The organism is Microcella alkalica (assembly GCF_014137945.1).
GTDB lineage: Bacteria > Actinomycetota > Actinomycetes > Actinomycetales > Microbacteriaceae > Microcella > Microcella alkalica.
On sequence record NZ_JACGWX010000002.1, the window covers coordinates 318,503 to 342,799 of the forward strand.

At 71.3% G+C, this 24,297-nt stretch carries 29 protein-coding genes; 21 read left to right on the forward strand and 8 right to left on the reverse strand.

The window, feature by feature from the left end:
- The first annotated feature begins 1 nt into the window (after position 1).
- From rpsO to FHX53_RS05955, 9 genes are all read left to right on the forward strand, one after another.
- Complete coding sequence (gene rpsO / locus FHX53_RS05915) at positions 2 to 271, forward strand: 30S ribosomal protein S15 (RefSeq protein WP_055855728.1); 270 nt, start codon at positions 2 to 4, stop codon at positions 269 to 271.
- Between the two features lie 164 nt (positions 272 to 435).
- The gene (locus tag FHX53_RS05920) at positions 436 to 1,026 is read left to right on the forward strand and encodes a TetR/AcrR family transcriptional regulator (RefSeq protein WP_182490417.1); all 591 of its coding nucleotides are present in this window, start codon (positions 436 to 438) and stop codon (positions 1,024 to 1,026) included.
- Positions 1,023 to 1,226 (forward strand): hypothetical protein, encoded by a 204-nt coding sequence (locus FHX53_RS05925; protein WP_182490418.1) that lies wholly within the window; start codon positions 1,023 to 1,025, stop codon positions 1,224 to 1,226. Before FHX53_RS05920 ends, FHX53_RS05925 begins: the two co-directional genes overlap by 4 nt.
- Positions 1,227 to 1,300: 74 nt before the next feature.
- Positions 1,301 to 2,014, forward strand: coding sequence for a hypothetical protein (locus FHX53_RS05930; protein WP_182490419.1), 714 nt, complete (start codon positions 1,301 to 1,303; stop codon positions 2,012 to 2,014).
- Positions 2,011 to 2,739: a hypothetical protein gene (locus FHX53_RS05935; protein WP_182490420.1), complete on the forward strand. Its 729-nt coding sequence runs from the start codon at positions 2,011 to 2,013 to the stop codon at positions 2,737 to 2,739. The genes FHX53_RS05930 and FHX53_RS05935 overlap by 4 nt, the downstream gene beginning before the upstream one ends.
- Complete coding sequence (locus FHX53_RS05940; protein WP_182490421.1) at positions 2,736 to 3,413, forward strand: hypothetical protein; 678 nt, start codon at positions 2,736 to 2,738, stop codon at positions 3,411 to 3,413. Before FHX53_RS05935 ends, FHX53_RS05940 begins: the two co-directional genes overlap by 4 nt.
- A 64-nt stretch (positions 3,414 to 3,477) precedes the next feature.
- The gene (locus tag FHX53_RS05945) at positions 3,478 to 3,966 is read left to right on the forward strand and encodes a hypothetical protein (RefSeq protein WP_182490422.1); all 489 of its coding nucleotides are present in this window, start codon (positions 3,478 to 3,480) and stop codon (positions 3,964 to 3,966) included.
- A 9-nt stretch (positions 3,967 to 3,975) separates the two neighbouring features.
- Positions 3,976 to 4,947 (forward strand): NADP-dependent oxidoreductase, encoded by a 972-nt coding sequence (locus FHX53_RS05950; protein WP_182490423.1) that lies wholly within the window; start codon positions 3,976 to 3,978, stop codon positions 4,945 to 4,947.
- Positions 4,948 to 5,240: 293 nt separating this feature from the next.
- The gene (locus FHX53_RS05955) at positions 5,241 to 7,514 is read left to right on the forward strand and encodes a polyribonucleotide nucleotidyltransferase (RefSeq protein ID WP_182490424.1); all 2,274 of its coding nucleotides are present in this window, start codon (positions 5,241 to 5,243) and stop codon (positions 7,512 to 7,514) included.
- Between the two features lie 80 nt (positions 7,515 to 7,594).
- Here the strand turns inward: FHX53_RS05955 and FHX53_RS05960 are convergent, their stop codons facing one another.
- Positions 7,595 to 8,125 (reverse strand): YbhB/YbcL family Raf kinase inhibitor-like protein, encoded by a 531-nt coding sequence (locus FHX53_RS05960; RefSeq protein WP_343050860.1) that lies wholly within the window; start codon positions 8,123 to 8,125, stop codon positions 7,595 to 7,597.
- A gap of 254 nt (positions 8,126 to 8,379) precedes the next feature.
- Between FHX53_RS05960 and FHX53_RS05965 the strand changes: the two genes are divergently transcribed.
- Together FHX53_RS05965 and FHX53_RS05970 are read left to right on the forward strand one after the other, a co-directional pair.
- Complete coding sequence (locus FHX53_RS05965; protein WP_220476217.1) at positions 8,380 to 9,114, forward strand: bacteriorhodopsin; 735 nt, start codon at positions 8,380 to 8,382, stop codon at positions 9,112 to 9,114.
- 200 nt (positions 9,115 to 9,314) lie between these two features.
- Positions 9,315 to 10,301 (forward strand): aldo/keto reductase, encoded by a 987-nt coding sequence (locus tag FHX53_RS05970; RefSeq protein WP_343050861.1) that lies wholly within the window; start codon positions 9,315 to 9,317, stop codon positions 10,299 to 10,301.
- Between the two features lie 45 nt (positions 10,302 to 10,346).
- Here FHX53_RS05970 and FHX53_RS05975 read toward each other — a convergent pair whose 3' ends face one another.
- Positions 10,347 to 10,940, reverse strand: coding sequence for a TetR family transcriptional regulator (locus FHX53_RS05975; protein ID WP_182490426.1), 594 nt, complete (start codon positions 10,938 to 10,940; stop codon positions 10,347 to 10,349).
- Between the two features lie 259 nt (positions 10,941 to 11,199).
- Between FHX53_RS05975 and FHX53_RS05980 the strand changes: the two genes are divergently transcribed.
- Positions 11,200 to 11,802, forward strand: coding sequence for a histidine phosphatase family protein (locus FHX53_RS05980; RefSeq protein ID WP_182490427.1), 603 nt, complete (start codon positions 11,200 to 11,202; stop codon positions 11,800 to 11,802).
- A gap of 18 nt (positions 11,803 to 11,820) precedes the next feature.
- Here FHX53_RS05980 and FHX53_RS05985 read toward each other — a convergent pair whose 3' ends face one another.
- Entirely contained in the window at positions 11,821 to 12,720 is a 900-nt protein-coding gene (locus FHX53_RS05985) for an oxygenase MpaB family protein (protein ID WP_182490428.1), read from the reverse strand.
- Positions 12,721 to 12,842: 122 nt separating this feature from the next.
- Here FHX53_RS05985 and FHX53_RS05990 point away from each other — a divergent pair, with 122 nt between their 5' ends.
- From FHX53_RS05990 to FHX53_RS06000, 3 genes are read left to right on the forward strand one after another with little or no spacing between them, the layout of a single operon-like run.
- On the forward strand, positions 12,843 to 14,507 hold the full coding sequence (locus FHX53_RS05990; protein ID WP_182490429.1) for an FAD-dependent oxidoreductase: 1,665 nt from the start codon (positions 12,843 to 12,845) through the stop codon (positions 14,505 to 14,507).
- Positions 14,500 to 14,820 (forward strand): rhodanese-like domain-containing protein, encoded by a 321-nt coding sequence (locus FHX53_RS05995; protein ID WP_182490430.1) that lies wholly within the window; start codon positions 14,500 to 14,502, stop codon positions 14,818 to 14,820. Before FHX53_RS05990 ends, FHX53_RS05995 begins: the two co-directional genes overlap by 8 nt.
- On the forward strand, positions 14,817 to 15,086 hold the full coding sequence (locus FHX53_RS06000; RefSeq protein ID WP_182490431.1) for a metal-sensitive transcriptional regulator: 270 nt from the start codon (positions 14,817 to 14,819) through the stop codon (positions 15,084 to 15,086). The genes FHX53_RS05995 and FHX53_RS06000 overlap by 4 nt, the downstream gene beginning before the upstream one ends.
- Before the next feature lie 15 nt (positions 15,087 to 15,101).
- On the opposite strand, the gene FHX53_RS06005 is transcribed toward FHX53_RS06000, so the two are convergent.
- Positions 15,102 to 15,596 carry a GNAT family N-acetyltransferase gene (locus FHX53_RS06005; protein ID WP_182490432.1) on the reverse strand — a complete coding sequence of 165 codons (495 nt, stop codon included), beginning with the start codon at positions 15,594 to 15,596 and terminating at the stop codon, positions 15,102 to 15,104.
- A gap of 61 nt (positions 15,597 to 15,657) precedes the next feature.
- Here FHX53_RS06005 and dapB point away from each other — a divergent pair, with 61 nt between their 5' ends.
- The gene (dapB, locus tag FHX53_RS06010; RefSeq protein ID WP_182490433.1) at positions 15,658 to 16,416 is read left to right on the forward strand and encodes a 4-hydroxy-tetrahydrodipicolinate reductase; all 759 of its coding nucleotides are present in this window, start codon (positions 15,658 to 15,660) and stop codon (positions 16,414 to 16,416) included.
- Positions 16,413 to 16,868, forward strand: a complete 456-nt coding sequence (locus FHX53_RS06015) for a hypothetical protein (protein WP_343050863.1) — start codon at positions 16,413 to 16,415, stop codon at positions 16,866 to 16,868. The genes dapB and FHX53_RS06015 overlap by 4 nt, the downstream gene beginning before the upstream one ends.
- Before the next feature lie 3 nt (positions 16,869 to 16,871).
- On the opposite strand, the gene FHX53_RS06020 is transcribed toward FHX53_RS06015, so the two are convergent.
- The 4 genes from FHX53_RS06020 to FHX53_RS13570 form a co-directional block, all read right to left on the reverse strand.
- Positions 16,872 to 17,855, reverse strand: a complete 984-nt coding sequence (locus tag FHX53_RS06020; protein ID WP_343050864.1) for a TIGR01777 family oxidoreductase — start codon at positions 17,853 to 17,855, stop codon at positions 16,872 to 16,874.
- On the reverse strand, positions 17,855 to 18,280 hold the full coding sequence (locus tag FHX53_RS06025; protein ID WP_182490434.1) for an OsmC family peroxiredoxin: 426 nt from the start codon (positions 18,278 to 18,280) through the stop codon (positions 17,855 to 17,857). Before FHX53_RS06025 ends, FHX53_RS06020 begins: the two co-directional genes overlap by 1 nt.
- Before the next feature lie 108 nt (positions 18,281 to 18,388).
- Positions 18,389 to 18,883, reverse strand: a complete 495-nt coding sequence (locus FHX53_RS13565; protein WP_343050865.1) for a DUF4395 domain-containing protein — start codon at positions 18,881 to 18,883, stop codon at positions 18,389 to 18,391.
- Positions 18,880 to 19,308, reverse strand: coding sequence for a thioredoxin family protein (locus FHX53_RS13570; protein WP_246335500.1), 429 nt, complete (start codon positions 19,306 to 19,308; stop codon positions 18,880 to 18,882). Before FHX53_RS13570 ends, FHX53_RS13565 begins: the two co-directional genes overlap by 4 nt.
- A 95-nt stretch (positions 19,309 to 19,403) precedes the next feature.
- On the opposite strand from FHX53_RS13570, the gene thyX reads away from it, so the two are divergent.
- The 4 genes from thyX (at position 19,404) to FHX53_RS06050 (ending at position 24,242) form a co-directional block, all read left to right on the forward strand.
- Complete coding sequence (gene thyX / locus FHX53_RS06035) at positions 19,404 to 20,168, forward strand: FAD-dependent thymidylate synthase (protein ID WP_182490436.1); 765 nt, start codon at positions 19,404 to 19,406, stop codon at positions 20,166 to 20,168.
- A gap of 323 nt (positions 20,169 to 20,491) precedes the next feature.
- Complete coding sequence (locus tag FHX53_RS06040; protein WP_182490437.1) at positions 20,492 to 21,427, forward strand: type IV toxin-antitoxin system AbiEi family antitoxin domain-containing protein; 936 nt, start codon at positions 20,492 to 20,494, stop codon at positions 21,425 to 21,427.
- An 87-nt stretch (positions 21,428 to 21,514) separates the two neighbouring features.
- Positions 21,515 to 22,489 carry a 4-hydroxy-tetrahydrodipicolinate synthase gene (gene dapA, locus FHX53_RS06045; RefSeq protein ID WP_182490438.1) on the forward strand — a complete coding sequence of 325 codons (975 nt, stop codon included), beginning with the start codon at positions 21,515 to 21,517 and terminating at the stop codon, positions 22,487 to 22,489.
- 76 nt (positions 22,490 to 22,565) lie between these two features.
- Positions 22,566 to 24,242, forward strand: a complete 1,677-nt coding sequence (locus FHX53_RS06050) for a ribonuclease J (protein ID WP_343050866.1) — start codon at positions 22,566 to 22,568, stop codon at positions 24,240 to 24,242.
- Positions 24,243 to 24,297: the final 55 nt, after the last annotated feature.

The window sequence follows — 24,297 nt, forward strand, 5'->3', positions numbered from 1 at the left end:
TATGGCACTGGAAGCAGACGTCAAGAAGGCGATCATCGACGAGTACGCGACGCACCCCGGTGACACCGGATCCCCCGAGGTGCAGGTCGCGATGCTCACCAAGCGCATCAAGGACCTGACCGAGCACCTCAAGGAGCACAAGCACGACCACCACTCGCGTCGTGGTCTGCTGCTCCTCGTGGGCCAGCGTCGCCGTCTGCTGGGCTACCTGCAGAACATCGACATCGAGCGCTACCGCTCGCTGATCGAGCGACTGGGTCTGCGCCGCTAGCACGCCCTGCGTGCTGGCGAGTCGTCGAGAGACACCGCGAGCTTCTTGCGCGAAGGCCGCCCCCGAGAGATCCGGAGGCGGCCTTCGTCGTCTCCCCGGGACGGAACGATTGGAATCGTGACACTTCCGCTCCCAGCCTCCGCGACGGGGCTAGGGTGTCTCGGATGAACGAACCACGGCGCCGCGGGCGCCCCGTCGAGCTCGATCTCGAGCGCGTCGCGCATGTGGCGCTCGATCTCTTCCGGGAGCACGGCTACGACGATGTGACGATGGAGGACATCGCACGCGTCGTCGGCCACAGCCGTCGAACGATCTTCCGGCACTTCCCGGCCAAGGCGTCGCTGGTGTGGGCGGGAACGGAAGGCTTCGCCGAGGTGCTGCGGGCCGAGATCGCGGCCGCCGACTCCAGCCTTCCCGCCATCGACGCCGTCCGCGCCGCGTACGTCGCGGCGGCGCAGGTGCCGCCCGAGCTGCGGGAGGTGACGAGGCAGCGGCTGCTCCTCATCGGCGACAACCACACCCTCTACTCCGACGGCGTCGCGCGGTTCGCCGACGTCGGCGACGCCATCCGCCAGGCGTTCATCGTCCGCGACGGGCTCGACCCGGACGGCCTCGATGCCGCGATCGTCGGCGACACGCTCGTGCTCGTCGCGCACCGGGCCTTCATCTGGTGGGCCAGGCACGGCGAGGGCGCTCCCGGCCCCGTGCTCGAGGCGGCGTTCGACCGCGTCGCCGACGGGCTTCGCCCCCGGTGACGAGCAGGCCGCCCGCGCTGCGCCGAGTGAGCCTCGTGCGGCTCGCGCTCGTCGCTGCGCTCACGGGCCTCATCATCGTCGCCGCGTCACCGTCCGCGGGGCCTCTCCGCGGCGTCGCGCGCGGCCTCCTCATCGTCGTCGCCCTCATGATCCTCGTGAGCTACCTCGTCGAGTATCTGCTCGCGCGTCAGCGGCGCTGACCAGAGGCGCCGGCCCGGGGCGCCGGTCGCGCCATTCCCTGCCGAATCCCCGCTGCGCGTGCGATTCTCGAGTCATGCCCGAGCAGCGACGCGCGACGCGACGCCGTCGTGCGCGCGGCCTGCGAGGGTCGGCCGTCGCGGGGCTGATCACCGCGATGCTCGCGCCGGGCATCCTCGCCGCGTGCGCCCCGGTCGCGGTCGAGACGGCGGGCGGTCTCTCGGCTGTCGCGGCGAAGCGCGATCGCGTCGTCGAGCAGGCGCACGAGCGGTCGATGCAGCGTCTGGCCGAGTTCGTGCGGGCCAAGTGGGGCCCGGTGTCGCTGCCCGACATCGTGGTCGATCGGTGGGTCGACTCCGCGGAGTGGGGCGGCGTGATGGCCGAGTGCCTCGCGTCGGCCGGTTTCCCCGGCGCGCGCGCGGCGGACGAGGGTCAGCGCATCGACTACAGCGGGGTGAACGTCGACTCCGCCCGCGAACTCTTCGCCGTCGATGTCGCGAGCTTCGACTGTCAGGGCCGGTACCCCGTCCGCTCGTGGTTCGCGGAATCCGTCCGCAGCGTTGAGCTGCCCTGGGCCTACGCGTACGCGACCTCCGAGCTCCCGGCCTGCCTCGCCCGGCACGGCTGGGCCGTCGTCGTCCCTCCCTCGAGCGCCGACTTCGACGCGGCGTGGCGGACCGACGAGTCCTACGACCCGTACGCCCTCGTCGGGTCCGACCCGCTCGAGCGGGCCTCCGCGAGCCTCCGCTGCCCCCCTCCTGAGGTCCTCCTCGACGGAGCCTCGCCGTGATCCCCGATCCGGATCGACCCCGTCGCGGTCGCCGCCGCCGCGCGGCTGCGCCGATCGCCGGGCTCACGGCGATCGCTTTCGCCGGGTGCGCCGCCCTCCCCGCGCAGCCGACGGTCACGATCGAGGATGTCGCCGCCGAGCGATCGGCGACCATCTCGTCCCAGTGGCGCGCGGCCGTCGCCCACTCGACGCGGTTCGTGCGCGAGCGATGGCCCGAGGCGGAGCTCGAGGTCGCCTTCGACCGGTGGGTCCCGGTCGAGGCCATCGATGAGGCACGCGCCGCGTGCCTGAGCGAAACGCTCGGTCGCGAGGTCACAGTGACCGAGGCGAGCGGGCTCCTGCAGGTCGGCCCCGGGCCAATCTCCGAGCCCGCGTGGACGGCTACCGTCGCCGACATCGGCTGCGGGCTGTCGGTGCAGCCGTGGAGCTCCCTCTACCCCTTCGGCGGCCCCGTCGAGCGCCAGTGGGTGCGCGAGCAGCTGGTCGTCGAGCTTCCCGCGTGCGCGAGCAGCGTGGGCGCTCGGCTCGTCGTGCCGGACATCGCCGCGGCGGTCGACGGCGCGATCTTCCCCACGAGCGTCGGCCGATCGGTGAGCGCGATGCAGAGCGTGTGGCCGCACGTCGAGATCGTCGGGGACCCGCTCGTCCGAGCGCGCGTCCTCACGCAGTGCGCCGACCCCGGTCAGGTGCTGCTCGGTCTCGAGCCTCCGGAGATCGTGCCGTGAGCAGGGCGCCGCGCCGATCGTCGCCAGCGCTCCTGCTCGGCGCTCTCGCGATCGCGTGCGGCGGATGCGCGACCGTCGAGCCGGCGAGCGTGAGCCTCGAGCTCGTCGCCGCGGAGCGGGCGGAGCGGCTCGTGGGTCTCTGGTTCGACAGCACGCAGTCCACCCAGCGCGAGCTGCGCGATCATTGGCCGGAATCGCCGCCGCTGAGCTTCGGGTTCACCGAGTGGGTCCACCCGTCCGACTACCGGGAACGGCTGCTGGAGTGCGTCTCCGACCGGCTGGGCCGGCCTGCGGAGATCGGGGGCGCCCCGATCGCAGGCGAGGAGCCCTGGGCGCCGGCGAGCGCCGAGGCGCTCTGCCGCCACGAGTTCCCCCCGTTCACAAGCGAGATCTCTCTCGAGGGGCCGATCGAGGCGCGATGGCTCGACGCCCAGCTGACCACGGCGCTGCCCGCGTGCGTGCGCGCCTTCGGCGGTCGGCTCGACATCGCCGACACGCGCGCGATCATCGACGCCATCCGCGACCGGCCGTTCAGCTCGGACGGACCGCGCGACATCTGGTCGATCGTCGCCGTGACGGGCGTGACCGCTCTCGATCGCGCCGCGATGCGCGCGACGTGCCCCGACCCCGCGCTCGCACTCGATGAGCTGCCTCTGCCGGTCATCGACCGCTGATCGCCGCTCCGAGTTCACGCGCGCATCCCAGCCGCGCACGAGCGACGCGCCGCACAATGTCCCCATGCCCTCGGACGAGCTCCTGCGCCCCGTCGCCGTCGTGCGCGCGGGGGCGGGGGCGTGGGGCGTTCGGCTGGCGCTCGCCGCGATCGCGATGACGGGCGCCGCGACGGGGATCGTCCTCGGGGTCGCGCCCCCCGGCATCCTCACGGGCCTCCTCATCGCGGTCGCGATCGGCGGCTTCCTGCTCCTCGCCGCGAGCGCCGCCCAGATCACGACGCGCTGGCGCACGAGTCTGCGATCCGACGGCTGGTCGCTCGTCGTCCGAGCTCCCTTCGCTGTCGCCGAGCACTCCTACGGCCACGAGCTCGCAATCGGACGCTGGCTCGACTCCCGACGCGGCCGACCCGAGCTGTGGGTAATCGAGTCCGGGCGCATCGCGACCCCCATCGGCGACGCGCTCGATCCGTTGCGCGTCGAGGCGTTCGCGCTGCAGGTCGGCGTGCCCGTGCTCGATATCGACGGCGATCCCCCGAGCGGGCGCAGTGCCTAGGCTGGGCCCATGAGCGCTCGGCCCCGCCCCTCCCGCGTCGTCCGGTACCACGAGCGCGGCGGGCCGGAGGTGCTGCTGTTCGAGACCGTCGAGGTCGCGCCGCCCGCCGCCGGCGAGGTGCGGGTGCGGTTCGCCGCAGGCGGCCTCAACCCGGTCGACGCGAAGATCCGCTCCGGGCGCTCGCGCATCGTCCTGACGCTCCCTGTCGACGTCGGGCGCGAGTTCTCGGGCGTCGTGGAGGCCGTCGGCGCCGGTGTGGATTCCGTCGCGATCGGCGACGCGGTCTTCGGGTCCATCCCTCAGGGCGCCTTCGCCGACTGGGTGATCGCCCCTGCGAGCGTCATCGCGCGCGTGCCGGAGGCAGTCCCGCTCGAGGTGGCGGCGGGGCTCGCCCTCGCGGGGCAGACGGCGTGGGATGCTCTCGACTCGCAGGGCCTCGCCTCGGGCGACACGATCGTCGTGAGCGCGGCGGCGGGCGGGGTCGGCGGCATCCTGAGTCAACTCGCGGTCGGGCGCGGCATCCGGGTCATCGGCACGGCCGGTCCCGCCAACCACGACTGGCTGCGTGAGCGCGGCGTGGAGCCGGTGCTCTACGGCGACGGCCTTCGCGAGCGACTCGCCACGGCGGCGCCCGACGGCATCACGGCGGTCTTCGACCAGGCGGGCGCGGAGACGATCGAGGCGGCGCTCGCGCTCGGCGTGCCGCCCGAGCGCATCAACACGATCGCCACCGATGCGAGCGCCTACGGGGTGCGGGGCGTGGGGCGCGGCGCGGTGCATCCGCCGACGCTGGATGCCCTCGCCGCGCTCGTCGCGGCGAGCGCGCTCGACGTGCCCATCGCCGCCTCGTTCCCGCTCAGCGAGGTGCGCGAGGCGTTCGCGTTCCTCGAGGCGGGGCATCTGCGTGGCAAGGTCGTCGTGACGGCGGACGCCGACGAAGACACTGCGCCGACGACAGCGGCGGGCGCGCCGACGCGCTGAGCGCGCCGCTCACTAGGCCGCGACACGCCGGGCTGATAGCCTGGACGAGGCGCGGTTCCGCGTCGCTCAAGTGAATACCGCACGGAGCAGGCCGGCTCGAAGCTGGTCACCGGTGGTGATCTCCCGTCTCGCAGCGCTCGCGCAGCGCCGGAACGGTGGATGTCTACTGTTGGCCAGAGCAGACCCGGCGGCATCACGCCGACGTCCCTTCCTGCCCGCTCCTGCTCCGCGCGCCGCGCTGCGCATCCGCTACGGGATGCCCGGCGCACAGACGTGTAAGGAGACAGACCTCAATGGAAGGTCCTGAAATCAAGTTCGCCGAGACCGTTCTCGACAACGGCAAGTACGGCACCCGCACCGTCCGGTTCGAGACCGGTCGTCTCGCGCAGCAGGCGCAGGGCGCCGTCGCCGCGTACCTCGACGAGGAGACCATGCTGCTGAGCGCGACGAGCGCCGGCAAGCACCCCCGCGAGGGCTTCGACTTCTTCCCCCTGACGGTCGACGTGGAAGAGCGCGCGTACGCCGCGGGCAAGATCCCCGGCTCGTTCTTCCGTCGCGAGGGCCGCCCCTCGACCGAGGCCATCCTCGTGTGCCGCCTCATCGACCGCCCGCTGCGCCCGACCTTCATCGAGGGCCTGCGCAACGAGGTGCAGATCGTCATCACGGTGCTCAGCATCGCGCCCGACGAGTTCTACGACGCCCTCGCGATCAACGCCGCGAGCGCCTCGACCCAGATCTCGGGCCTGCCCTTCAGCGGCCCGATCGCGTCCGTCCGTCTGGCGCTCATGCCCGACAACGCGGGCGGCGGCCAGTGGGTCGCGTTCCCGAAGCACAGTCAGCTCGCCGAGGCCGTCTTCGACATCATCGTCGCCGGTCGCGTCGTCACCAACGCCGATGGCAGCGAGGACGTCGCCATCACGATGGTCGAGGCCGAGGCCACCGAGGGCGCCTGGCACCTCATCCAGGGCGGTGCCGTGAAGCCGAACGAGGAGATCGTGGCTCAGGGCCTCGAGGCCTCGAAGCCGTTCATCATGCAGCTCGCGAAGGCCCAGCAGGAGCTCGCCGCGCAGTCGGCGAAGGAGATCCAGGACTACCCGGTCTTCCTCGCCTACAGCGCCGAGCTCTACAGCGCCGTCGACGAGATCGCTCACGGCGAGCTCGCGGGCGTCTACCAGATCGCCGACAAGGCCCAGCGCCAGGCGGCAGACGACGACCTCAAGGCGCGCGTCAAGGTCGCCGTCGAGGGCCGCATCGCCGCGGGCGAGCTGCCCGAGGAGTCGCTGAAGGACTTCGGTGCCGCGTACAAGTCGGTGTCGAAGAAGATCATGCGCACGCGCGTGCTCACCGAGGGCGTCCGCATCGACGGCCGGGGCCTCGCCGACATCCGCGCGCTCGACGCCGAGGTGCAGGTCATCCCGCGCGTCCACGGCTCGGCGATCTTCCAGCGCGGCGAGACGCAGATCCTCGGCGTCACGACCTTGAACATGCTCAAGATGGAGCAGCAGATCGACTCGCTGAACCCCGTCACGAGCAAGCGCTACCTGCACCACTACAACTTCCCGCCCTACTCGACCGGTGAGACCGGCCGCGTCGGGAGCCCCAAGCGTCGCGAGATCGGGCACGGCTTCCTCGCCGAGCGCGCCCTCGTGCCGGTTCTGCCGAGCCGCGAGGAGTTCCCCTACGCGATCCGTCAGGTCAGCGAGGCCATGAGCTCCAACGGCTCGACCTCGATGGGCTCCGTCTGCGCGTCGACGCTGTCGCTTCTCAACGCCGGTGTGCCGCTGCGCGCGCCGGTCGCGGGCATCGCGATGGGCCTCATCAGCGACCAGGTCGACGGCGAGACGCGCTACGCCGCTCTCACCGACATCCTCGGCGCGGAGGACGCCCTCGGCGACATGGACTTCAAGGTCGCCGGTACGAGTGAGTTCGTCACGGCCATCCAGCTCGACACCAAGCTCGACGGCATCCCGTCGTCGGTGCTGCAGCAGGCGCTCGGCCAGGCGAAGGACGCCCGCATGGCGATCCTCGCGGTCATGAACCAGGCGATCGACGCCCCCGACGAGATGGCACCCACGGCTCCTCGCGTCATCAGCGTGCAGATCCCCGTAGACAAGATCGGCGAGCTGATCGGCCCGAAGGGCAAGACGATCAACTCGATCCAGGACGAGACCGGCGCTCAGATCTCGATCGAGGAGGACGGCACGGTGTACATCGGCGCCGTCGACGGACCCTCGGCCGAGGCCGCCCGTGCGCGCGTCAACCAGATCGCGAACCCGATCAACCCGGAGGTGGGCGAGCAGTACCTCGGCACCGTCGTGAAGCTCGCGGCCTTCGGTGCGTTCGTCTCGCTCATGCCCGGCAAGGACGGCCTGCTGCACATCAGCGAGGTCCGCAAGCTCGCCGGCGGCAAGCGCGTCGAGAACGTCGAGGACGTCCTCAGCGTGGGTCAGAAGATCCTCGTCGAGATCACGAAGACCGACGACCGTGGGAAGCTCTCGCTGGCCCCGGTTCTCGCCGAGGGCGAGGGCGACGCCGCTGCGGCGCCCGAGGAGGGCGAGGACGCATAGTCCCCACCTCCCGCTGAACGACCGGATGCCCGCCCCCGGGTATCCGTCGTCCGGGGGCGGGCGCTGCGGCCCGACGCGCGCTACTCGGTCCGCGAGAGCCCTGACAGCACGGCGCGCCCCACGAGGTGGTCGCGGAGGATGAAGCCGAGTAGCGCGGGCGTCGCATCCTCCGGCACCTCGATCGCGGTCACATCGAGCGCGTTGACGATGAAATAGTAGCGGTGATCGCCGTGACCCGCGGGCGGAGCCGCGCCGAGGAAGCGCTTGAGACGCAGCTCGTTCGAGACCGTCACGGCGCCCTCCGGCAGGAGGCCCGCATCCGGATCACCTGCGTTCGCGGGGAGGGAGGTGCACGAAGCGGGCACGTTGTAGACGGCCCAGTGCCACCAGCCGCTGCCGGTCGGCGCGTCGGGGTCGTACATCATGACGACGTAGCTCTCGGTCCCCTCGGGCGCGCCGCTCCACTCCAGGGCGGGGGAGCGGTCGTCTCCGCCCGCCCCCGCGATTCCCGATCGGGCCCATTGGGGCAGGTCCTCGCCCTCGACGAGGTCGGGGCTCGAGAGCTCGAAGGTCGGAACGTCGGGCAGTCGCCAGAACGGGTCGTTGGTCACAGAGGCCTCCTGCAGGCTCGATCCAGAACTCGGATACTCCCGCCGTGCCACCCGGCAGGATGCCTCAACTCTATGCGAATTCATGCAGTTGTTCCCCAGGTGACGCACAGCGCGCTCAAGCCGCTCTGGGGGTGGATTCCGACGCTCGACGATAGATTCGCGATCGTCACCCATCCCGGAGGGGCCCACAACCCGATGGAGTCATCGCCGCCGCTCGCCCCCGAGCGGCGCTTCACACGATTCGAAGGAGAATTGTGGACTTCCAGATTGTGCAGGCGTTCTTCATGCTCGGCTTCGTCGCCATGGCGGCGGGCACGCTGTGGTTCATCATGGAGCGGAACGATCTCAAGCCTGAGCTGAGGTCGGTCGCGACGTACGCCGCCGTCATCACGTTCGTGGCGGCGATCCTCTACTACGTCATGAAGGACATGGTCGCGTTCCCCGGCGGCGCGATCGACGCGGCGGCCGTCGAGGCCACCACCCCCGTCCGATACATCGACTGGCTCATCACGACGCCGCTGCTGCTCATCGAGTTCGGCATCATCGTCGCGCTCGCCGGCGCGGCGAAGAAGGGCCTCATCACGAAGCTCGTCATCGCCGACATCATCATGATCGCCACCGGCTACCTCGGCGAGGTGGGCGAGCCCGGCTCGGCCGGAAACGTGATCTTCTTCGTGATCTCGGTGCTCGCGTGGCTCTACATCGTCTACGCGGTCTTCACCGTCAAGGTGTCGGGCGCTCCGGAGCATGTTCGTCGCGCGGTCTGGATCATGCGACTGTTCGTGATCATCGGCTGGTCGATCTACCCGCTGGCCACCGCGACCCAGGAGTTCCTCGAGCTCAGCGGCAGCGACATCGGACTCGCCGTCGGCATCGCCGCGGTGATCTACGTGATCGCCGACGTGCTCAACAAGGTCGGCTTCGGCATCGTCGCGGTCAACGCGGCGAAGAAGTCGTCGGGCATCGACGAGGTGCACCCCGCCTCGTAGCCCGTCAGAGAACCCCGATGCGGTCGCGCCTGTGGGGGCGCGGCCGCATCGTGGCTCTCAGGCCGGGTCTTCGCCGGCCGTCGCTCGCCACGGTTGCATAACGATCGCGTGGCGGAGTCGAGCAGTCGTCGTCTCGAGCGTTACCGTCTGGCCACGAACCGCACGCGCGGCTACCACGCCGCAGCTCGAAAGGCCCCACCGTGACCGACTCGAGGGGCGGCGCCGACCTCATGGCGTCGCCGACGGCGACAGCCGCGCCCGTCGCCTGGCGCAGTCTCGGCCCGAGCCCGATCCGCGTCTTCCCGCTCGCGCTCAGCGGCACGACGTTCGGCTGGACGGCCGACGAGTCCACCACGACCGCGATCCTCGACCGTTTCATCGAGCTCGGCGGGTCCTTCATCGACACGGCCGACTCGTACGCCGGCGGGCGCAGCGAGATCATGATCGGGAACTGGATGCGCCGCCGCGGTCTGCGGGACCGGCTCACGATCGCGACCAAGATCGGCAAGAGCCCCGACAACCCCGGCCTCTCCGCGCGCGCGGTCGAGGCAGCGGTGACCGCGTCGCTCGATCGGCTCGGCGTGACCATGATCGACGTCCTCTACCTCCATATCGACGACGACGCCGTGCCGTTGGAGGAGACCCTCGCGGCGGTGGACGAACTGATCCGCGACGGTCGCGTTCGCGCTTTCGGCGGCTCCCATCACACTCCGGATCGTCTGCTCGAGGCCAGGATCGCCGCAGGCCAGCTCAGCGTCGCGCCGATGATCGCACTTCAGAACCACTACAACCTCATCCAGCGCACGGAGTACGAGAGCGGCCTGGCCCGCGTGGCTGCGCAGCTCGACCTCGGCGTCATGCCGCGATTCGCCCTCGAGGGCGGCTTCCTCACGGGGAAGTATCGCTCGCGCGCCGACCTGGAGCGGCACGGGCGGGGGCTGGAGGCCGCGAAGCACCTCACGCGCCGCGGCATCCGTATTCTGCACGCCCTCGATCGCGTCGCCGCCGACCTCGACGCGACGGTCGCGACCGTCTCCCTCGCCTGGCTGCTGAGCCGTCCGCGCGTCGTCGCTCCGGTCGTGTCGGTGAGCGAGGCGCACCAGCTCGACGAGGTGATGGCCGCACCCTCGCTCGCGCTCGGGCGTCACCACCTCACCGAGCTCGATCGCGCGAGCGCGCAGCGCTGACGGGGCGACAGCGAATCCCCGTCGGCCGGACGGATCACGCGAGGATCAGCGCGCGCTCTCACCGATGATGCGATCGAAGATGCGCCGCAGCGCTGAGCTCGCGGCGATCACGTCGCCCACGTGACTCCAGGCCATCGCGCCGTCGTAGGCGAGCATGAGCTCGTCCGCGGCCTCTCCCGGCAGCGGGTGTTCCATGCGGACGAGAGTGGACTCGAAGATCTCGTGGAGCGACTCGTGGAACTCCGTCACGACGACGCGCACCGGGTGGGTCGGGTCGGCGAACTCCGCCGCGGCCTTCTGGAACGGGCAGCCACGATAGCCGGGCGCGTTCACCTGCGCGACCACGGCATCCGCCACCAGACGAAGCCCGACGCGCGGGTCGGCGTGAGCGATGACGAGGCCGCTGATCGACTCGAGCGAGGCGTCGCGCCTCGTGGAGATGTACTCGAGCACGAGGCGGTCCTTCGAGCCGAAGTGCTTGTAGAAGGTCGCCTTGGTGACCTTCGACTCCGAGATCAGCAGGTCGACGCCGACCTGCCGGATCCCGTCGTCGTAGAACCGCCGCATGGCGGTCTCGAGGATCCGGGCCTTCGCAGGGGCGACACGCCGTGCGGCCTCGAGGGGGGCGCTGACCGTCACGGTGTGTCTCCTCGCTGCGGCGCTGTCGATGTCGACGATCGGAGGGTGCGACGACGGGCGCTGCGTCTGCTTCGGAAGAGTGGGCGGCTCATCCGATCGCTCCAGAACGCCTGGGCGATGGGATCACTGTAGCAGGGGACAGACCAGGCTGTCTGTCCTCACTCAGAAGGTCGTCGTTCCCCGGTCCGAGGGGGTCTGGATAGCGCGACCCCGGCGACGCCCCATGACATAGGGTCGGAGGCGACGAAGGAGTGCGATCGTGTCCCGGTACGTGTACCTCGTGCGCCACGGCGAGCAGCAGGACGCCGAGCACGGCCTCCCCGACGGCCCCCTGAGCGGCCGCGGTCAGCGGCAGGCGACGGCGATCGCCGAGCGGCTGAGCGGGGTCCCCTTCGCGAGCGTCCACACCTCGCCCCTCCAGCGGGCGGTCGAGACGGCTCGGACGATGACCGCGCGCATGCCGTCGATCGAGCCCGTGCCGACCGCGCTGCTCATGGACTGCATCCCATCCGGGCCCGCACCCGACATGCCGCACGCCTTCGAGTCGTTCTTCGGAAGCGTGACGGAGGCCGAGATCGCCGCGGGGGAGGCGCAGATGGCCGACGCGACCGCCGAGTGGCTCTCGCCGTCGCGCGAGGATCGCCACGACCTCCTCATCACCCACAACTTCGTGATCGCCTGGTTCGTGCGCGAGGTCTTCGGCGCCCCAGCGTGGCGCTGGATGGGCGTGAACCAGGCCAACTGCGCGCTCACGATCATCCGGGTGCGCTCGGCGAAGCCGCCCGTCCTGGTGGCGCACAACGATCTCGGGCACCTGCCCGTCGAACTGCGAACCGGGCTCCCCGTCGAGCAGCCCTTCTGACCGGATCCGAGCCGACCCTCACGCGTTCTGGCCCGCGAGGCGCTCGAGGCGTCGTCGCGTGAACCGCATGCTCGACGACTCTGTGCCGAGCACCGCGCGCGTCCCGGCGAGCATCAGGCGCGTCGCCGTGATCGCCGGCCACCACGGGCGGCGCAGGCCGAGCATCCGTCGGTAGCGGTCGGGCAGCGACGCGACCGCGCCGGCGAACAGGATGCGGTAGGCGGGACCGACCGCGCGCCCGAGCTGCGGCGATCGCAGCCAGCGGACGGCGTCATCGACCCGCTCGTCGCGGCGCAGCACGGGGATGTACGAGGCGATCGCGGCGTCCAGCTCGGCGCGCGATCGAGGGGGGTCGGTCATGCCCATCAGCTCACCGGCGATGGCCCACTCGCGCACATACTGGTCGGATCCGCCGGGAACCGGGCCGCCCCAGGTCTCGTGCGACCCGATGAACGCATCGGCGAAGACGCAGTGCACCCAGCCGATCAGATCGGCGTCGTCGGCCCGGTAGTCCCGCGGCGCGCCGTCGGCGCCCGCGTACTCGCCGCGAACGCGCTCGTGAAGACGCGAGACCCACGCGCAGCCGGCCTCCGCCTGGGCGCGATCGGCGAAGGTGGTCGTGAGCACCCAGCGAACGGTCCCCGCGAGGCGGCCGAGCGGATCCTGCTGGTAGCGGCTGTGATCGTGGACCCCGGCCATGGCTCCCGGGTGGAGCGTCTGCATGAGCAGGGCTCGGATGCCCGCGACGATCGTGGGCGTGCCGTTGTGCACCGCCCAGACCGCCGAGCCCGGCCCGAAGAACCCTTCGTCGTCGCCGGTCTCGAGCACGGTCACCCACGCGGGGACGCCCTCGGGGTCGCCGGAGAACATCGTGAGGATGCGGGCGCGCGCACGGCGGACGAGCGCGGGCCTGAGCATGGTCCCGACTGTCGCACACGCCTCTGGGGGGCGATCGTGAGACCCCTGGGAGCGCGGAGCGTGGGCCGACCATGACCATCCGGCCGTTTGGCAAAATACCCCAGGGGGTATAGCATGAAGGCATGACTCATCCCCGAACCTACGTCATCGTCGGCGGTGTCGCGGGCGGCATGTCCGCTGCGACCCGTCTCCGCCGTCTGGACGAGAGCGCCCGCATCATCGTGCTCGAGCGGGGCGAGCATGTGAGCTTCGCCAACTGCGGCCTCCCGTACCACGTGGGCGGCGTCATCGAGGAGCGCTTGTCGCTCGTCCTGCAGACCCCGGCCGCCCTCGGCGCCCGCTTCGGGCTCGATGTCCGCGTGAGCACCGAGGCCGTCGCGATCGATCGCGCGGCCCGCACGGTCACCGCCCGCTCGGTCGAGACCGGCACAGAGGAGCGCATCCCCTACGACGCTCTCATCCTGAGCACGGGCGCGAGCCCGGTGCGCATCCCGATCCCCGGCGTCGAGCGCGGTCTCGCCCTGCGCGACCTCGCCGACATGGACGCCATCATCGAGCGCGCCCGCGACGCCAGGCGCGTCGTCGTCGCGGGCGGCGGGTTCATCGGCCTCGAGCTCGCCGAGAACCTTCGCCACCGCGGCCTCGAGGTGACGGTCGTCGAGATGCTTCCACAGCTGCTGCGCCCCTTCGACGTCGAGATGGCCCACCTCGTTACCGAGCGGATGCGCGCCCACGGCGTCGACGTCCGTCTCGGAACCGCCCTCTCCGCCATCGAGCCCGACCACGTGGTGCTCGACGACGGAGCCGCGACCCTCGAGGCCGATCTCGTCATCCTCTCGGTCGGCGTGCGCCCCGACACCGCTCTCGCCCGCGAGGCGGGGCTCGAGCTCGACGAGCGCGGCTACCTCGTCGTCGACGCGCGGCAGCGCACCTCCGACCCCGCGATCTGGGCCGTGGGGGATGCCGCTCTCAAGCAGCGCGCCGAGGGCGGCGCCGCGCCCGTGTGGCTCGCCGGCCTCGCCAACCGCCATGGCCGCCTCGCCGCCGACGCGATCGCCGGCCGAGCCCACGACGCCGTCCCGGCGTTCGGAACGGCCGTCCTCGGCGTGTTCGGCCTCACCGCCGCTGTCGTCGGCCGCACCGAGCGAGAGCTGTGCGAGGAGGGCCGCCGGATCCGGGTCATCCACACGCATCCGAGCGACCACGCCGGCTACTACCCGGGAGCGACGACCCTCTCGCTGAAGCTCGTCCTCGATGCCGACACCGACCGCATTCTCGGCGCTCAGGTGATCGGCGAGAACGGCGCGGACAAGCGCATCGACGTCATCGCGACCGCGATGGCGGGCGGCCTCACCGGTCGGCAGCTCGCCGACCTGGAGCTCGCCTACGCTCCCCAGTTCGCGTCGGCGAAGGATCCGGTCAACATGCTCGGCTACGTCGACGACAACCTCATCGACGGCGAGGAGAACGTGCAGTGGCACGAGCTCGCCGACCGTGTGGAGGAGGGCTGGCGTCTCATCGACGTGCGCACCGACGGCGAGAACGCCGCAGGCGCCATTCCGGGCTCGGAGCTCATGCCTCTCGACGATCTGCGCGATCACGCCGAGTCGCTGCGCGGCGAGCGTGTCATCGTGCACTGCAAGGTCGGTCAGCGCGGCCACACCGCGGCATCGCTCCTGCGGCAGTACGGTGTGACCGCGGCGAACCTCGACGGCGGCTACACGACCTGGCTCGCCGGAACGGCGGCGACCGCCGCCCCGATCCTGACTGGAGCATCCCGTGGCTGACGAGATCACCGTCGACGAGCTCGCGCAGCATCACGCGCAGGGCCCGATCGCCCTCATCGACGTCCGCGAGCTGGACGAGTACACCGCAGCGCACGTGCCGGGTGCCAGGCTCGTCCCGCTCGGCACGATCCCCGACGCGACCGAGTCGCTCCCGCCCGACGAGCGCATCTACGTGATCTGCCACTCCGGCGCCCGCAGCCTGCGCGCGGCCGACTACCTGCTCGCGCGCGGCTTCGACGCCGTGTCGGTCGCGGGCGGGACATCCGCGTGGGTGCAGCGCGGGCTCGACTACGAGACGGGGGAGCGACCGTGACGACGATTCCCGCCACCGAGGCCAAGCGGATCACCAATCGTCTGCGGCGCGCTCAGGGTCAGCTGGCGGCCGTGCTCTCGATGATCGAGGAGGGCCGGGACTGCCGCGACATCGTCACGCAGCTCTCCGCGGCCTCGAGCGCGATCGATCGAGCCGGCTTCGCGATCATCGCCTCGGCCATGAAGGAGTGCCTGCGCGACGACACGGGCTCCGACAGCGACGTCGAGGTCGCCGATCTCGAGAAGCTCTTCCTCAGTCTCTCCTGAGCCGCGCCCGCTCCGTCACTCGTCGGAGGTCAGCGGCTTGCCGAGCCAGCGCGTCGCGTTCGGGTTGTGGTTGAAGGGCTCGATGTCGACGAAGCCGAGGCGCGCGTAGAGCGCCCCGGCGGCGGTCTGCGCGTCGTGGGTGTCGAGGACGAGCTCGCGTGCTCCGCTCTCGCGTGCGCGCCGCTCGAGCTCGACCATGAGCGCGCGTCCGGCCCCGATGCGCCGCGCGTGGGGCTGCACCCACACGTGCTTGACCTCGCGGCGCGCTCCGAGCGGTCCATCCGGCACCGCGCGGATCCCTCCGCACCCCACATCCGCGGGCTCTCCGGCGAGGTTCTCGCCCTCCAGGAGGAGGAACGCGCCGGTCGGAGGCGCGAACTGCGCGGCGTCGACGTCCGGTCGTCGGTACTCGCGGCCATCGGGGAAGCTCTCGGCGCGGGCGGCGAAGTACTGGTCGAGCAGCGCCGCGGCGATCGGGTCGGTCGGCTTCGCGTCGCGGAAGGTCACCATCCCGTCAGCCTACGAGCGCACGGGCGGCGAGCGCTCGGGATCCCGACAGTAGGCTGAGGGCATGGTCATCCGGGTCGCCGTCGTGGGCGCGAGCGGGCGTCTGGGTTCCGTCGCGTGCCGCGTCATCGAGCAGCAGCCAGATCTCGAGCTCGTCGCGCGACTCACCTCGCGCAGCTCTCTCGACGACATGCTCGGCGCCGACGTCGTTCTCGACGTCACGCACCCCGGCGTCTCGCCGACGGTCGTCGACCACGCGGTGCGCGCGGGTCTCGCCGTCGTCGTCGGCACGAGCGGCTGGAGCGAGGATCGCGTGCGCACGCTGCGCACCCTCCTCGCGGGTCGCGAGAATGCCGCGGTCGTCATCATCCCGAACTTCTCGATCGGATCGGTGCTCGCGACGCACTTCGCGACCATCGCCGCGCAGTTCTACGAGTCGGTCGAGATCGTCGAGGCGCACCACGCCGCGAAGGTCGACTCGCCGAGCGGCACCGCCGTCCGGACGGCCGAGCTCATCGGCCACGCCCGCGCGGAGCTCGGCCCCGTGGTCGCACCGCACGTCGATCAGCGCGCGCGCGGCCAGCAGGTCGCGAGCGTGCCCATCCACTCGCTGCGGCTGCAGGGCGTCGTCGCGAAGCAGGACGTCCACTTCGGCGGCACGGGTGAAGTGCTGACGCTCTCGCACGAGACGCTCTCCCCGGCGGCCTACGAGCAGGGCATCGCGATCGCGATCCGCGCCGCTGCTCAGCTGGCCGGCCTCGTCATCGGCCTCGATCGTCTGATCGGGCTCGGCGCCCCCGCGTCGGCGGACGACGCCGAGTGAGGAACCGCACCCGCTGGGGAGCCCTCGCGATGGGCACCCTGCTCGCGCTCTACCTTGCCTTCACGGTCGTCTACGCCATCCAGCTCGTCACCGATCCGCAGCCGGTCGCGCGCGCGATCGGCTGGGCTCTCATCATCCTGCCGCTGATCGGCGCGTGGTTCGCCGCGGCCGAGTTCGTCTTCGGCTTCCGCACGGAGCGACTGGCGAGGCGCCTCGAAGCCGACGGAGGCCTCCCCGACGACCGCCTCCCCGCGCGGTCGAGCGGGCGAGTGGAGCGCGCGGCGGCCGACGAGATCTTCGCGCGGTACGCGGCCGAGACCGAGGCGAACCCGACGTCGTGGGCCCACTGGTTCCGGCTGTCTCTCGCGTACGACGCGTCGCGCGACCGCCGTCGGGCCCGCTGGGCCATGCGCGAGGCGATCCGACTCGCCCGCGCGGACGGCGTGCTCTAGGGCTTAGGCGGCGCCGGCTGCCGGGTCGGCGACCTCCGCGATCTCCGGGTGCACGAGGTCGGCGATCGCCTGCTCGATCGTCTCGTGCCGGAACCGGAACCCCTCGGCGAGCAGCTTCGCCGGCACGACCTTCTGGCTCGGAAGCAGCAGCTCGCGCCCGGCCTCGCCCATGCCGATCGCGACGGCGGCCTCCGGAAGCACGAGCGCATGCGGCCTGCGCATCTCCGTGGCGAGGGCGCGGGTGACGCGCGCGCTCGTCGCCGGGGTCGGGCCGGCCAGATTCACCGGCCCGCGCAGACCGGAGCCGAGCAGGTGCACGATCGCCGCGGCCTCGTCGTGCAGGCTGATCCAGGGCCAGTGCTGGCCTCCTGAGGCGACCCGCGCGGCGAGACCGACGCGCGTGAGCAGCCGCAGCGGCCCCATCGCGCCTCCCGGGCCGATGACGAGGCCCGTGCGGACCATGACCGTGCGGGTCCGCTCCGGCGCGAGCTGCGCCGCGAGCTCCCACGCCTCGACCACGTCGGCGAGGAATCCCTCGCCCTTGCCCGACTCCTCCGTGAGGCGCACGCCGGGCCGGTCGCCGTAGTAGCCCACGGCGGATCCGCTGATGAACGTCGCGGGCGGCCGCTCGGCCATCCCCATCGCCTCCGCGAGCGCGCGTGTCGCGCCGATGCGCGAGTCGAGGATCTGCTTCTTCCACCCCGACGTCCACGGGATGCGGCTGATCGACGCGCCCGACAGATTGACGACCGCATCCACCTCATCCAGGATGCGCGCGTCGAGCACGCGCGACTCCGGCGACCAGGCGAACTCGGTCTCCGATCGCGGCGGGCGTCGCACGAGGGTGCGCACGGCGTGACCGTGCGCACGCAGCTGCCGCTGCAACTCTGAGCCGATCATGCCGGAGGCGCCGGCGACGAGCACCGTGAGAGGGCCGGACGGACGCCCGGCACTCGAGCCGCGGCCTGCGCGAGGTGCGGCCGCCACTAGGCGAGCGAGGCTTCGAGCGTGATCTGCACGCCCGCGAGGGCGGCGGACACGGGGCAGTTCTTCTTGGCGTCCTCGGCGAAGGTCGCGAACTCCTCGGCGGAGATGCCGGGGATCTTCGCGCTCACGAGCAGGTGACTGCCGGTGATCCCCTCGCCGGGCACGAAGGTGACCGCGGCGGTCACCTGGAGGCTCCCGGGGGCGTGCCCCGCCCCGCCGAGCGCGTGCGAGAGCGCCATCGAGTAGCAGGCCGAGTGCGCGGCGCCGAGGAGCTCCTCCGGGTTGGTCTTGCCCGCGACTCCCTCGCTGCGGGCGGCCCACGTGACGGGGAACTCGGCGGCGTCCGAGGAGTCGAGCGATGTCGTTCCGTGCCCCTCCGTGAGGGATCCGAACCAAAGGGTGGTGGCTTCGCTCGTGACGGCCATGAGGGTCTCCTTCGTCCTGACGGGAGCTTCAGCCTACGGAAGCGCTCGGATGGGCGCGAGAGGCCGTCGCTCAGGCACGTGGGCTAGGCGAGCGGCTCGAGCGAGCGCCTACGCGCGACGCGGCCGGATCGCGCCGGCTCGCACGAGGAGCACGTGCAGCTGGCAGCCCAGGCAGTAGTCGAAGACGGCGTTCAGGAAGGCCGCGACGAAGGCCATCGACGCGGCGACGACGAGCGCGCCAGGAACGCCGAGCAGATGCAGCACGAGCCCCGCCCCGGTGATGAGGAAGCCCACGAGCTGCGCGAACGTCGGGGCGGCAGGGTCTTCGCGGTGCGCCGGCGGCGCCAGACGCGGAGCGACGAGTCGCGCATACAGTCGGCCCCACGGATGGCGGCGGATGCCCGCGAACGCCCCCCAGGCGAAGATCGCGACGAGCGCCGCGAGCAGCGCGGTCGCGGCGACGGCCTGGCCGCTGAGCGCGAGCCCCACGACCGCGAGCAGGAGCACCGCGGTGATCGCGGCGCCGAAGCGCGGCCCGCGCGGGTCGATTCCGGACTGCGCGGGGGCAGCCGACGTGCCCCGGTCGAGGTCGTCCGCGCTCACGCGGAGGCCCCGATGCTCTCCCGCACCGACCGGACGGCGGCGCGCACCTCCGCGGGCTTCGCCGCGCCGACGATGCGGCCGCGCACGACTCCTGCCGCGTCGACGAGCAGCGTCGTCGGCGTGCTCAGCACGTTGTGCGCGCTCGCGAGTTCGGGGTGCTCGGTGATGTCGAGCTCGCGCCGGGCGAGCCCGTGCTCGCCCGCGACCAGCTCCTCGCCCACGCGCCGCATGACGGCGCAGGCCGAGCAGACCGGGCTCGAGAGCTGCAGCAGGGTGACCTCGGCTCCGGGAACCGCGAGTCGAGCATCCGCCGCCTCCGATCGGTCGGCGACCACGATGCGACCCGACCGGGCGCGGATGACGAGGCCGATCGCGGTGGCGCTGATCACGAGCGCGGCGATCGCGAGGAGCGCGGGGGAGTCCATGTGAGCAGGCAACCATGCGCGGCCGCCCATCTATTCCCGTTGCGATGCTGTGTGACGTTTCGTGACGCCCGCCCGCGCGGCCCGTCGGCATCCGGATGCCCGCGGCCGCCGGTAGGGTTTCGATCGTGTCCGACGCAGCCGAGATCACCTTCCGCTCCGATGTGACCGTCGAGCTCGTGCGCGCGAGCGCCGCCGACTCCGACGTGCTCTTCGCCGCTCGCGTGTCGACGCAGGGCGAGCAGACGCTCGAGAGCGCGGCGTCGGGGCAGGATGCGACGCTGCGCGACCGCGGCCTCATCAACTACCTCATGCGCGACCGCCACGGCTCGCCCTTCGAGCACAACTCGATGACCTTCTACGTGCAGGCGCCGATCTTCGTCTTCCGCGAGTTCATGCGCCACCGCATCGCGTCGTACAACGAGGAATCGGGCCGCTACCGCGAGCTCCGCCCCGTGTTCTACGTGCCGGGCGCCGACCGTAACCTCATCCAGGTCGGCAAGCCGGGCGCCTACGACTTCCTGCCAGGCACGCCCGAGCAGCACGCGCTCGTCGACGCCGAAGTGCGCGGAGCGTGCGAGGCCGCCTACGCCTCCTATCAGCGGATGCTCGACGCAGGCATCGCGCGCGAGGTGGCCCGCACCGTCCTCCCCGTGACGATCTACAGCTCGATGTACGTGACGATGAACGCCCGCTCGCTCATGAACTTCCTGTCGCTGCGCACCAAGCGCGAGGGCACGCACTTCCCGTCCTTCCCGCAGCGCGAGATCGAGATGGTCGCCGAGCTCATGGAGGAGCGCTTCGCCGAGCTCATGCCGCTCACTCACGAGACGTTCAACGCGAACGGCCGCGTCGCCCCCTAGCCCGCGCGCCAGTTCCGCACCCCGCGCCCCCGCGCCGGCCCCGATTCCGCGCGCCAACTCGGCGCGCCAACTCCGCGGGCCCGCCCCCGCGCGGGCCCCCGCCAACCGCGCCACGAGCCCGGCTCAGTGCGGACCGGTGTCCCGCCACCGCCCGTTCGCCCGCCCGCTCCGTCGTTCGCTCGTTCGGAGTTCGTGATCTGGAACGCGGCGTGTCGGGTATCGGCGTCGGCGAGTCGTCGCAGCTGTCCGGCGCTCGTCCCCGATCGGCTCGTCGCGACCCTGATCCCCCGGATCGCGGCCGTCCAGAAGCCCGACTCGCGGTCGTGAGCGACAGTGCGCGGATGCTCGTCGCAAACCTCGTCCGTTCGCACGGCGGATTCGCCCGTCGTCGCGACCTCCTCGTCCCGGGCGTCGCCCCGCGCGCCCTCGCCTCCGCGGTTCGAGCCGGCATCCTGGTGCGCCCGCGCCGCGGTCTGTACTGCGTCCCCGAGGTCCCGGCCCGACAGCAGCATGCCGCGCTGCATGGGGGTGCGCTCACGTGCGGGGCGGCGCTCGTCGAGCACGGCGTCTGGCTCCGAGATCGCCCAGAGCCGTGCATCCTTCTTCTCGACCAGGGACACGCTCTTCGCAGAGAAGAGTGCGCAACGCCCGAGAGGTTCCACCATCGAGCCGACGCCCCGCGGTTCGGGCTCGACGATCCGGTGCATGCGCTCGGCCACTACCTGCGGTGCGCGCCCGATGCGGAGGCGATCGCGTGCGCGGTCGAGTCCTGCCTCGCCCGGGGGCTGGTGTCCTCCGCCGAACTGGCTCTCGTCGCGAGAGGCGCGTCCCGACCGGTGCGTGAGACGGTCGCATGGTGTCGGGCCACGGCGGGCAGCGGCCTGGAGACGATCGTGCGCCTGGCGCTGAGCGATGCAGGAGTGAAGGCTCGCAGCCAGGTGCGACTGCCGGGAGTCGGAGTGGTCGATCTACTCGTCGGCGACTGCCTCGTCGTCGAGGTCGACGGTCGCGCGCATCATGCGAGCGACGACGGTTATGAGAGTGATCGACGACGAGATGCCGGTGTCGTGCTGCTCGGCGGGGCGGTGCTCCGATTCTCGAGTTCGCAGGTCACGTGCGAGATCGAATCGGTCGTCGGAGTCATCCTGGCCGCGATCGGACGGGGGATGCACCTCTCGACCTCGTCGTTCGGATCGCCGCCGAGACCTGCCGCGCGGGTGGGTCGACACGCCGCGTTCCACATCGCCGACTCCGAATGAGCGAACAGAGCTGCGCCGGCGAGCAGCGCGGTGATCGGTCGGCCGCCGGAGCGGCAGCGGTGTGCGCTTGCCGATACCCTGGGAGGCGTGAGCGAGCAGAACCCCTTCGGCCAGGTCCTGGTCGCCCTGGTGACCCCGATGACCGCCGACGGAGAGGTCGACTGGGCCGGGGTGGAGAAGCACATCGAGCACCTCATCACCCACGGGGCCGACGGCATCGTCGTGACGGGAACCACGGGCGAGACGAGCACCCTCACCGACGCCGAGAAGCTCAAGCTCGTCACTGTCGGCAAGGCGGTCAGCTCCGGCCGCGCGACGATCATCACCGGCGGCGGTTCGAACGAGACCGCGCACGCGATCGAGCTGTACAAGGCGAGCGAGAAGGCCGGCGCCGACGGCGTCATGATCGTCACGCCGTACTACAACAAGCCGACCCAGGCAGGGGTGCTCACGCACTTCCGGATGATCGCCGACGCGACCGACCTGCCGGTGATCCTCTACGACATCCCCGGCCGCGCGGGCATCGAGATCCGGTACGAGACCATCCTGCGCGCCGCGAAGCACCCGAACATCCTCGCCGTGAAAGACGCCAAGGGCGACCTGAGCGAGGTCAGCCGGGTCATGAACCAGACCGAGCTGATGTACTTCGCCGGCGATGACGCGAACGTCCTGCCCACGCTCGCCATCGGCGGCACCGGTCTCATCGGGGTGACGGCCAACGTCGCTCCTGCCAGCTACCGCACGATCGTCGACGCCGTGAACGCCAACGACCTGGCGACCGCGACGGCCGAGCACCAGCGCCTCGAGCCGCTCGTCCGCGCGCTCATGACCCACGTGCCCGGCACGGTCGCCACGAAGTACGTGCTGCACGGGCTCGGCCGCATCGGATCCCCGCGGGTGCGCCTGCCCCTCGTCGGCCCTGAGGACCACGAGGCCGCGATCATCGAGGACGAGATGGCGCTCGTGCGCGACATCGACGGCGTCGACCTCCGAAGCTTCCGGCCCGACCGCAATGCGGCGGCCGGCGGTGCTCTGCCCAAGGTGGCGGGCACCACCCGATAACAGCGTCACCCCGGGGCGCGAGGCCCCGCCGCGAAGAGGCCCGCACGGGCCTCGCCAACAGATACGAGGTCCACCCGTGCCCCATGCCATCGAAGACGCCCCTGCCCTCGAGAGCGGAACGCTCCGGATCCTCCCGCTCGGCGGTCTCGGCGAGATCGGCCGCAACATGGCCGTGTTCGAGATCGACGGCAAGCTGCTCATCGTCGACTGCGGCGTGCTGTTCCCCGAGGAGCACCAGCCGGGCGTCGACCTGATCCTTCCCGACTTCTCGCCGATCCGTGAGCGCCTCGACGACATCCTCGGCGTCGTGCTGACGCACGGTCACGAGGACCACATCGGCGCCGTGCCCTACCTGCTCCGGCTCCGCAACGACATCCCCCTCATCGGCTCGACCCTCACGCTCGCCCTCATCGAGGCGAAGCTCAAAGAGCACCGGATCCAGCCGTACACGCTCACGGTCGCGGAGGGTCAGCACGAGAAACTCGGCCCGTTCGACCTCGAGTTCGTCGCCGTCAACCACTCCATCCCCGACGCGCTCGCGGTGGCCATCCGCACCGCAGGCGGCACCGTTCTCCACACCGGCGACTTCAAGATGGACCAGCTGCCGCTCGACGGCCGCATCACCGACCTGCGGGCGTTCGCGCGCCTCGGCGAGGCCGGCATCGACCTGTTCATGACCGACTCGACGAACGCGGATGTCCCCGGCTTCACCCCGCGCGAGCGCGACATCGGCGCGGTGCTCGAATCGGTCATCGCCAAGGCTCCGCGCCGCGTCATCGTCGCGAGCTTCTCCAGCCACGTGCACCGCGTCCAGCAGGTGCTCGACGCCGCTGCCGCCAACGGCCGCAAAGTGGCTCTCATGGGCCGGAGCATGGTGCGCAACATGGGCATCGCGGCCGAGCTGGGCTATCTGAAGGTGCCGGAGGGCATCCTCATCGACTACAAGAAGGCCGCCAACCTGCCGGACGACCAGATCGTCTACATGTCGACGGGCTCGCAGGGCGAGCCGATGGCCGTGCTCGCGCGCATGGCGAACCTCGACCACCAGGTCGAGGTCGGCAAGGGCGACACGGTGATCCTCGCCTCGAGCCTCATCCCCGGCAACGAGAACGCCGTCTATCGCGTCATCAACGGTCTCATCGCGCTCGGCGCGACGGTCGTGCACAAGGGCAACGCGAAGGTGCACGTTTCGGGCCACGCCGCCGCGGGCGAGCTGCTCTACTGCTACAACATCGTGCGCCCGAAGAACGTCATGCCCGTTCACGGCGAGGCGCGGCACCTGTACGCGAACCAGCAACTTGCGATCGAGACCGGCGTCGCGGAGGACCGCACGATCCTTGCCGAGAACGGCACGGTCGTCGACCTGCGCGACGGCGTCGCCCGCATCGTCGGCCAGCTCGATCTCGGCGAGGTGTACGTCGACGGCTCGACGGTCGGCCAGATCACCGACGCCGATCTGAAGGACCGCCGCATCCTCGCCGAGGAGGGCTTCATCTCCATCTTCGTGGCGGTGGATGCTCAGACCGGCCGTGTCGTCGTCGGCCCCGAGCTGCACGCGCGAGGGTTCGCGCCCGACGACAGCGTCTTCGACACCGTGATCCCGCAGATCGAGAAGGCGCTCACGGAGGCGGCCGAGAACGGCACGCGCGACAGTCACGTATTCAGCCAGGTCGTGCGCCGCGTCGTCGGCCGCTGGGTCAACACGCAGCACCGTCGCCGGCCGATGATCGTGCCGGTCGTCATCGTCGCGTAGCTCGCCGCCGCGATCCCCGGCTCGGTCGAGACCGATTCGGGACCGAAGCCCCCTG

Excerpts from the sequence above, each read along its gene's own strand:
- rpsO (WP_055855728.1), top strand. The coding sequence starts at position 2 with ATGGCACTGGAAGCAGACGTCAAGAAGGCGATCATCGACGAGTACGCG.
- FHX53_RS05920 (WP_182490417.1), top strand. The coding sequence starts at position 436 with ATGAACGAACCACGGCGCCGCGGGCGCCCCGTCGAGCTCGATCTCGAG.
- FHX53_RS05930 (WP_182490419.1), top strand. The coding sequence starts at position 1,301 with ATGCCCGAGCAGCGACGCGCGACGCGACGCCGTCGTGCGCGCGGCCTG.
- FHX53_RS05945 (WP_182490422.1), top strand. The coding sequence starts at position 3,478 with ATGCCCTCGGACGAGCTCCTGCGCCCCGTCGCCGTCGTGCGCGCGGGG.
- FHX53_RS05950 (WP_182490423.1), top strand. The coding sequence starts at position 3,976 with ATGAGCGCTCGGCCCCGCCCCTCCCGCGTCGTCCGGTACCACGAGCGC.
- FHX53_RS05955 (WP_182490424.1), top strand. The coding sequence starts at position 5,241 with ATGGAAGGTCCTGAAATCAAGTTCGCCGAGACCGTTCTCGACAACGGC.
- FHX53_RS05985 (WP_182490428.1), bottom strand. The coding sequence starts at position 12,720 with ATGCTCAGGCCCGCGCTCGTCCGCCGTGCGCGCGCCCGCATCCTCACG.
- FHX53_RS05990 (WP_182490429.1), top strand. The coding sequence starts at position 12,843 with ATGACTCATCCCCGAACCTACGTCATCGTCGGCGGTGTCGCGGGCGGC.
- FHX53_RS06005 (WP_182490432.1), bottom strand. The coding sequence starts at position 15,596 with ATGGTGACCTTCCGCGACGCGAAGCCGACCGACCCGATCGCCGCGGCG.
- dapB (WP_182490433.1), top strand. The coding sequence starts at position 15,658 with ATGGTCATCCGGGTCGCCGTCGTGGGCGCGAGCGGGCGTCTGGGTTCC.
- FHX53_RS06025 (WP_182490434.1), bottom strand. The coding sequence starts at position 18,280 with ATGGCCGTCACGAGCGAAGCCACCACCCTTTGGTTCGGATCCCTCACG.
- FHX53_RS13570 (WP_246335500.1), bottom strand. The coding sequence starts at position 19,308 with ATGGACTCCCCCGCGCTCCTCGCGATCGCCGCGCTCGTGATCAGCGCC.
- thyX (WP_182490436.1), top strand. The coding sequence starts at position 19,404 with ATGCCCGCGGCCGCCGGTAGGGTTTCGATCGTGTCCGACGCAGCCGAG.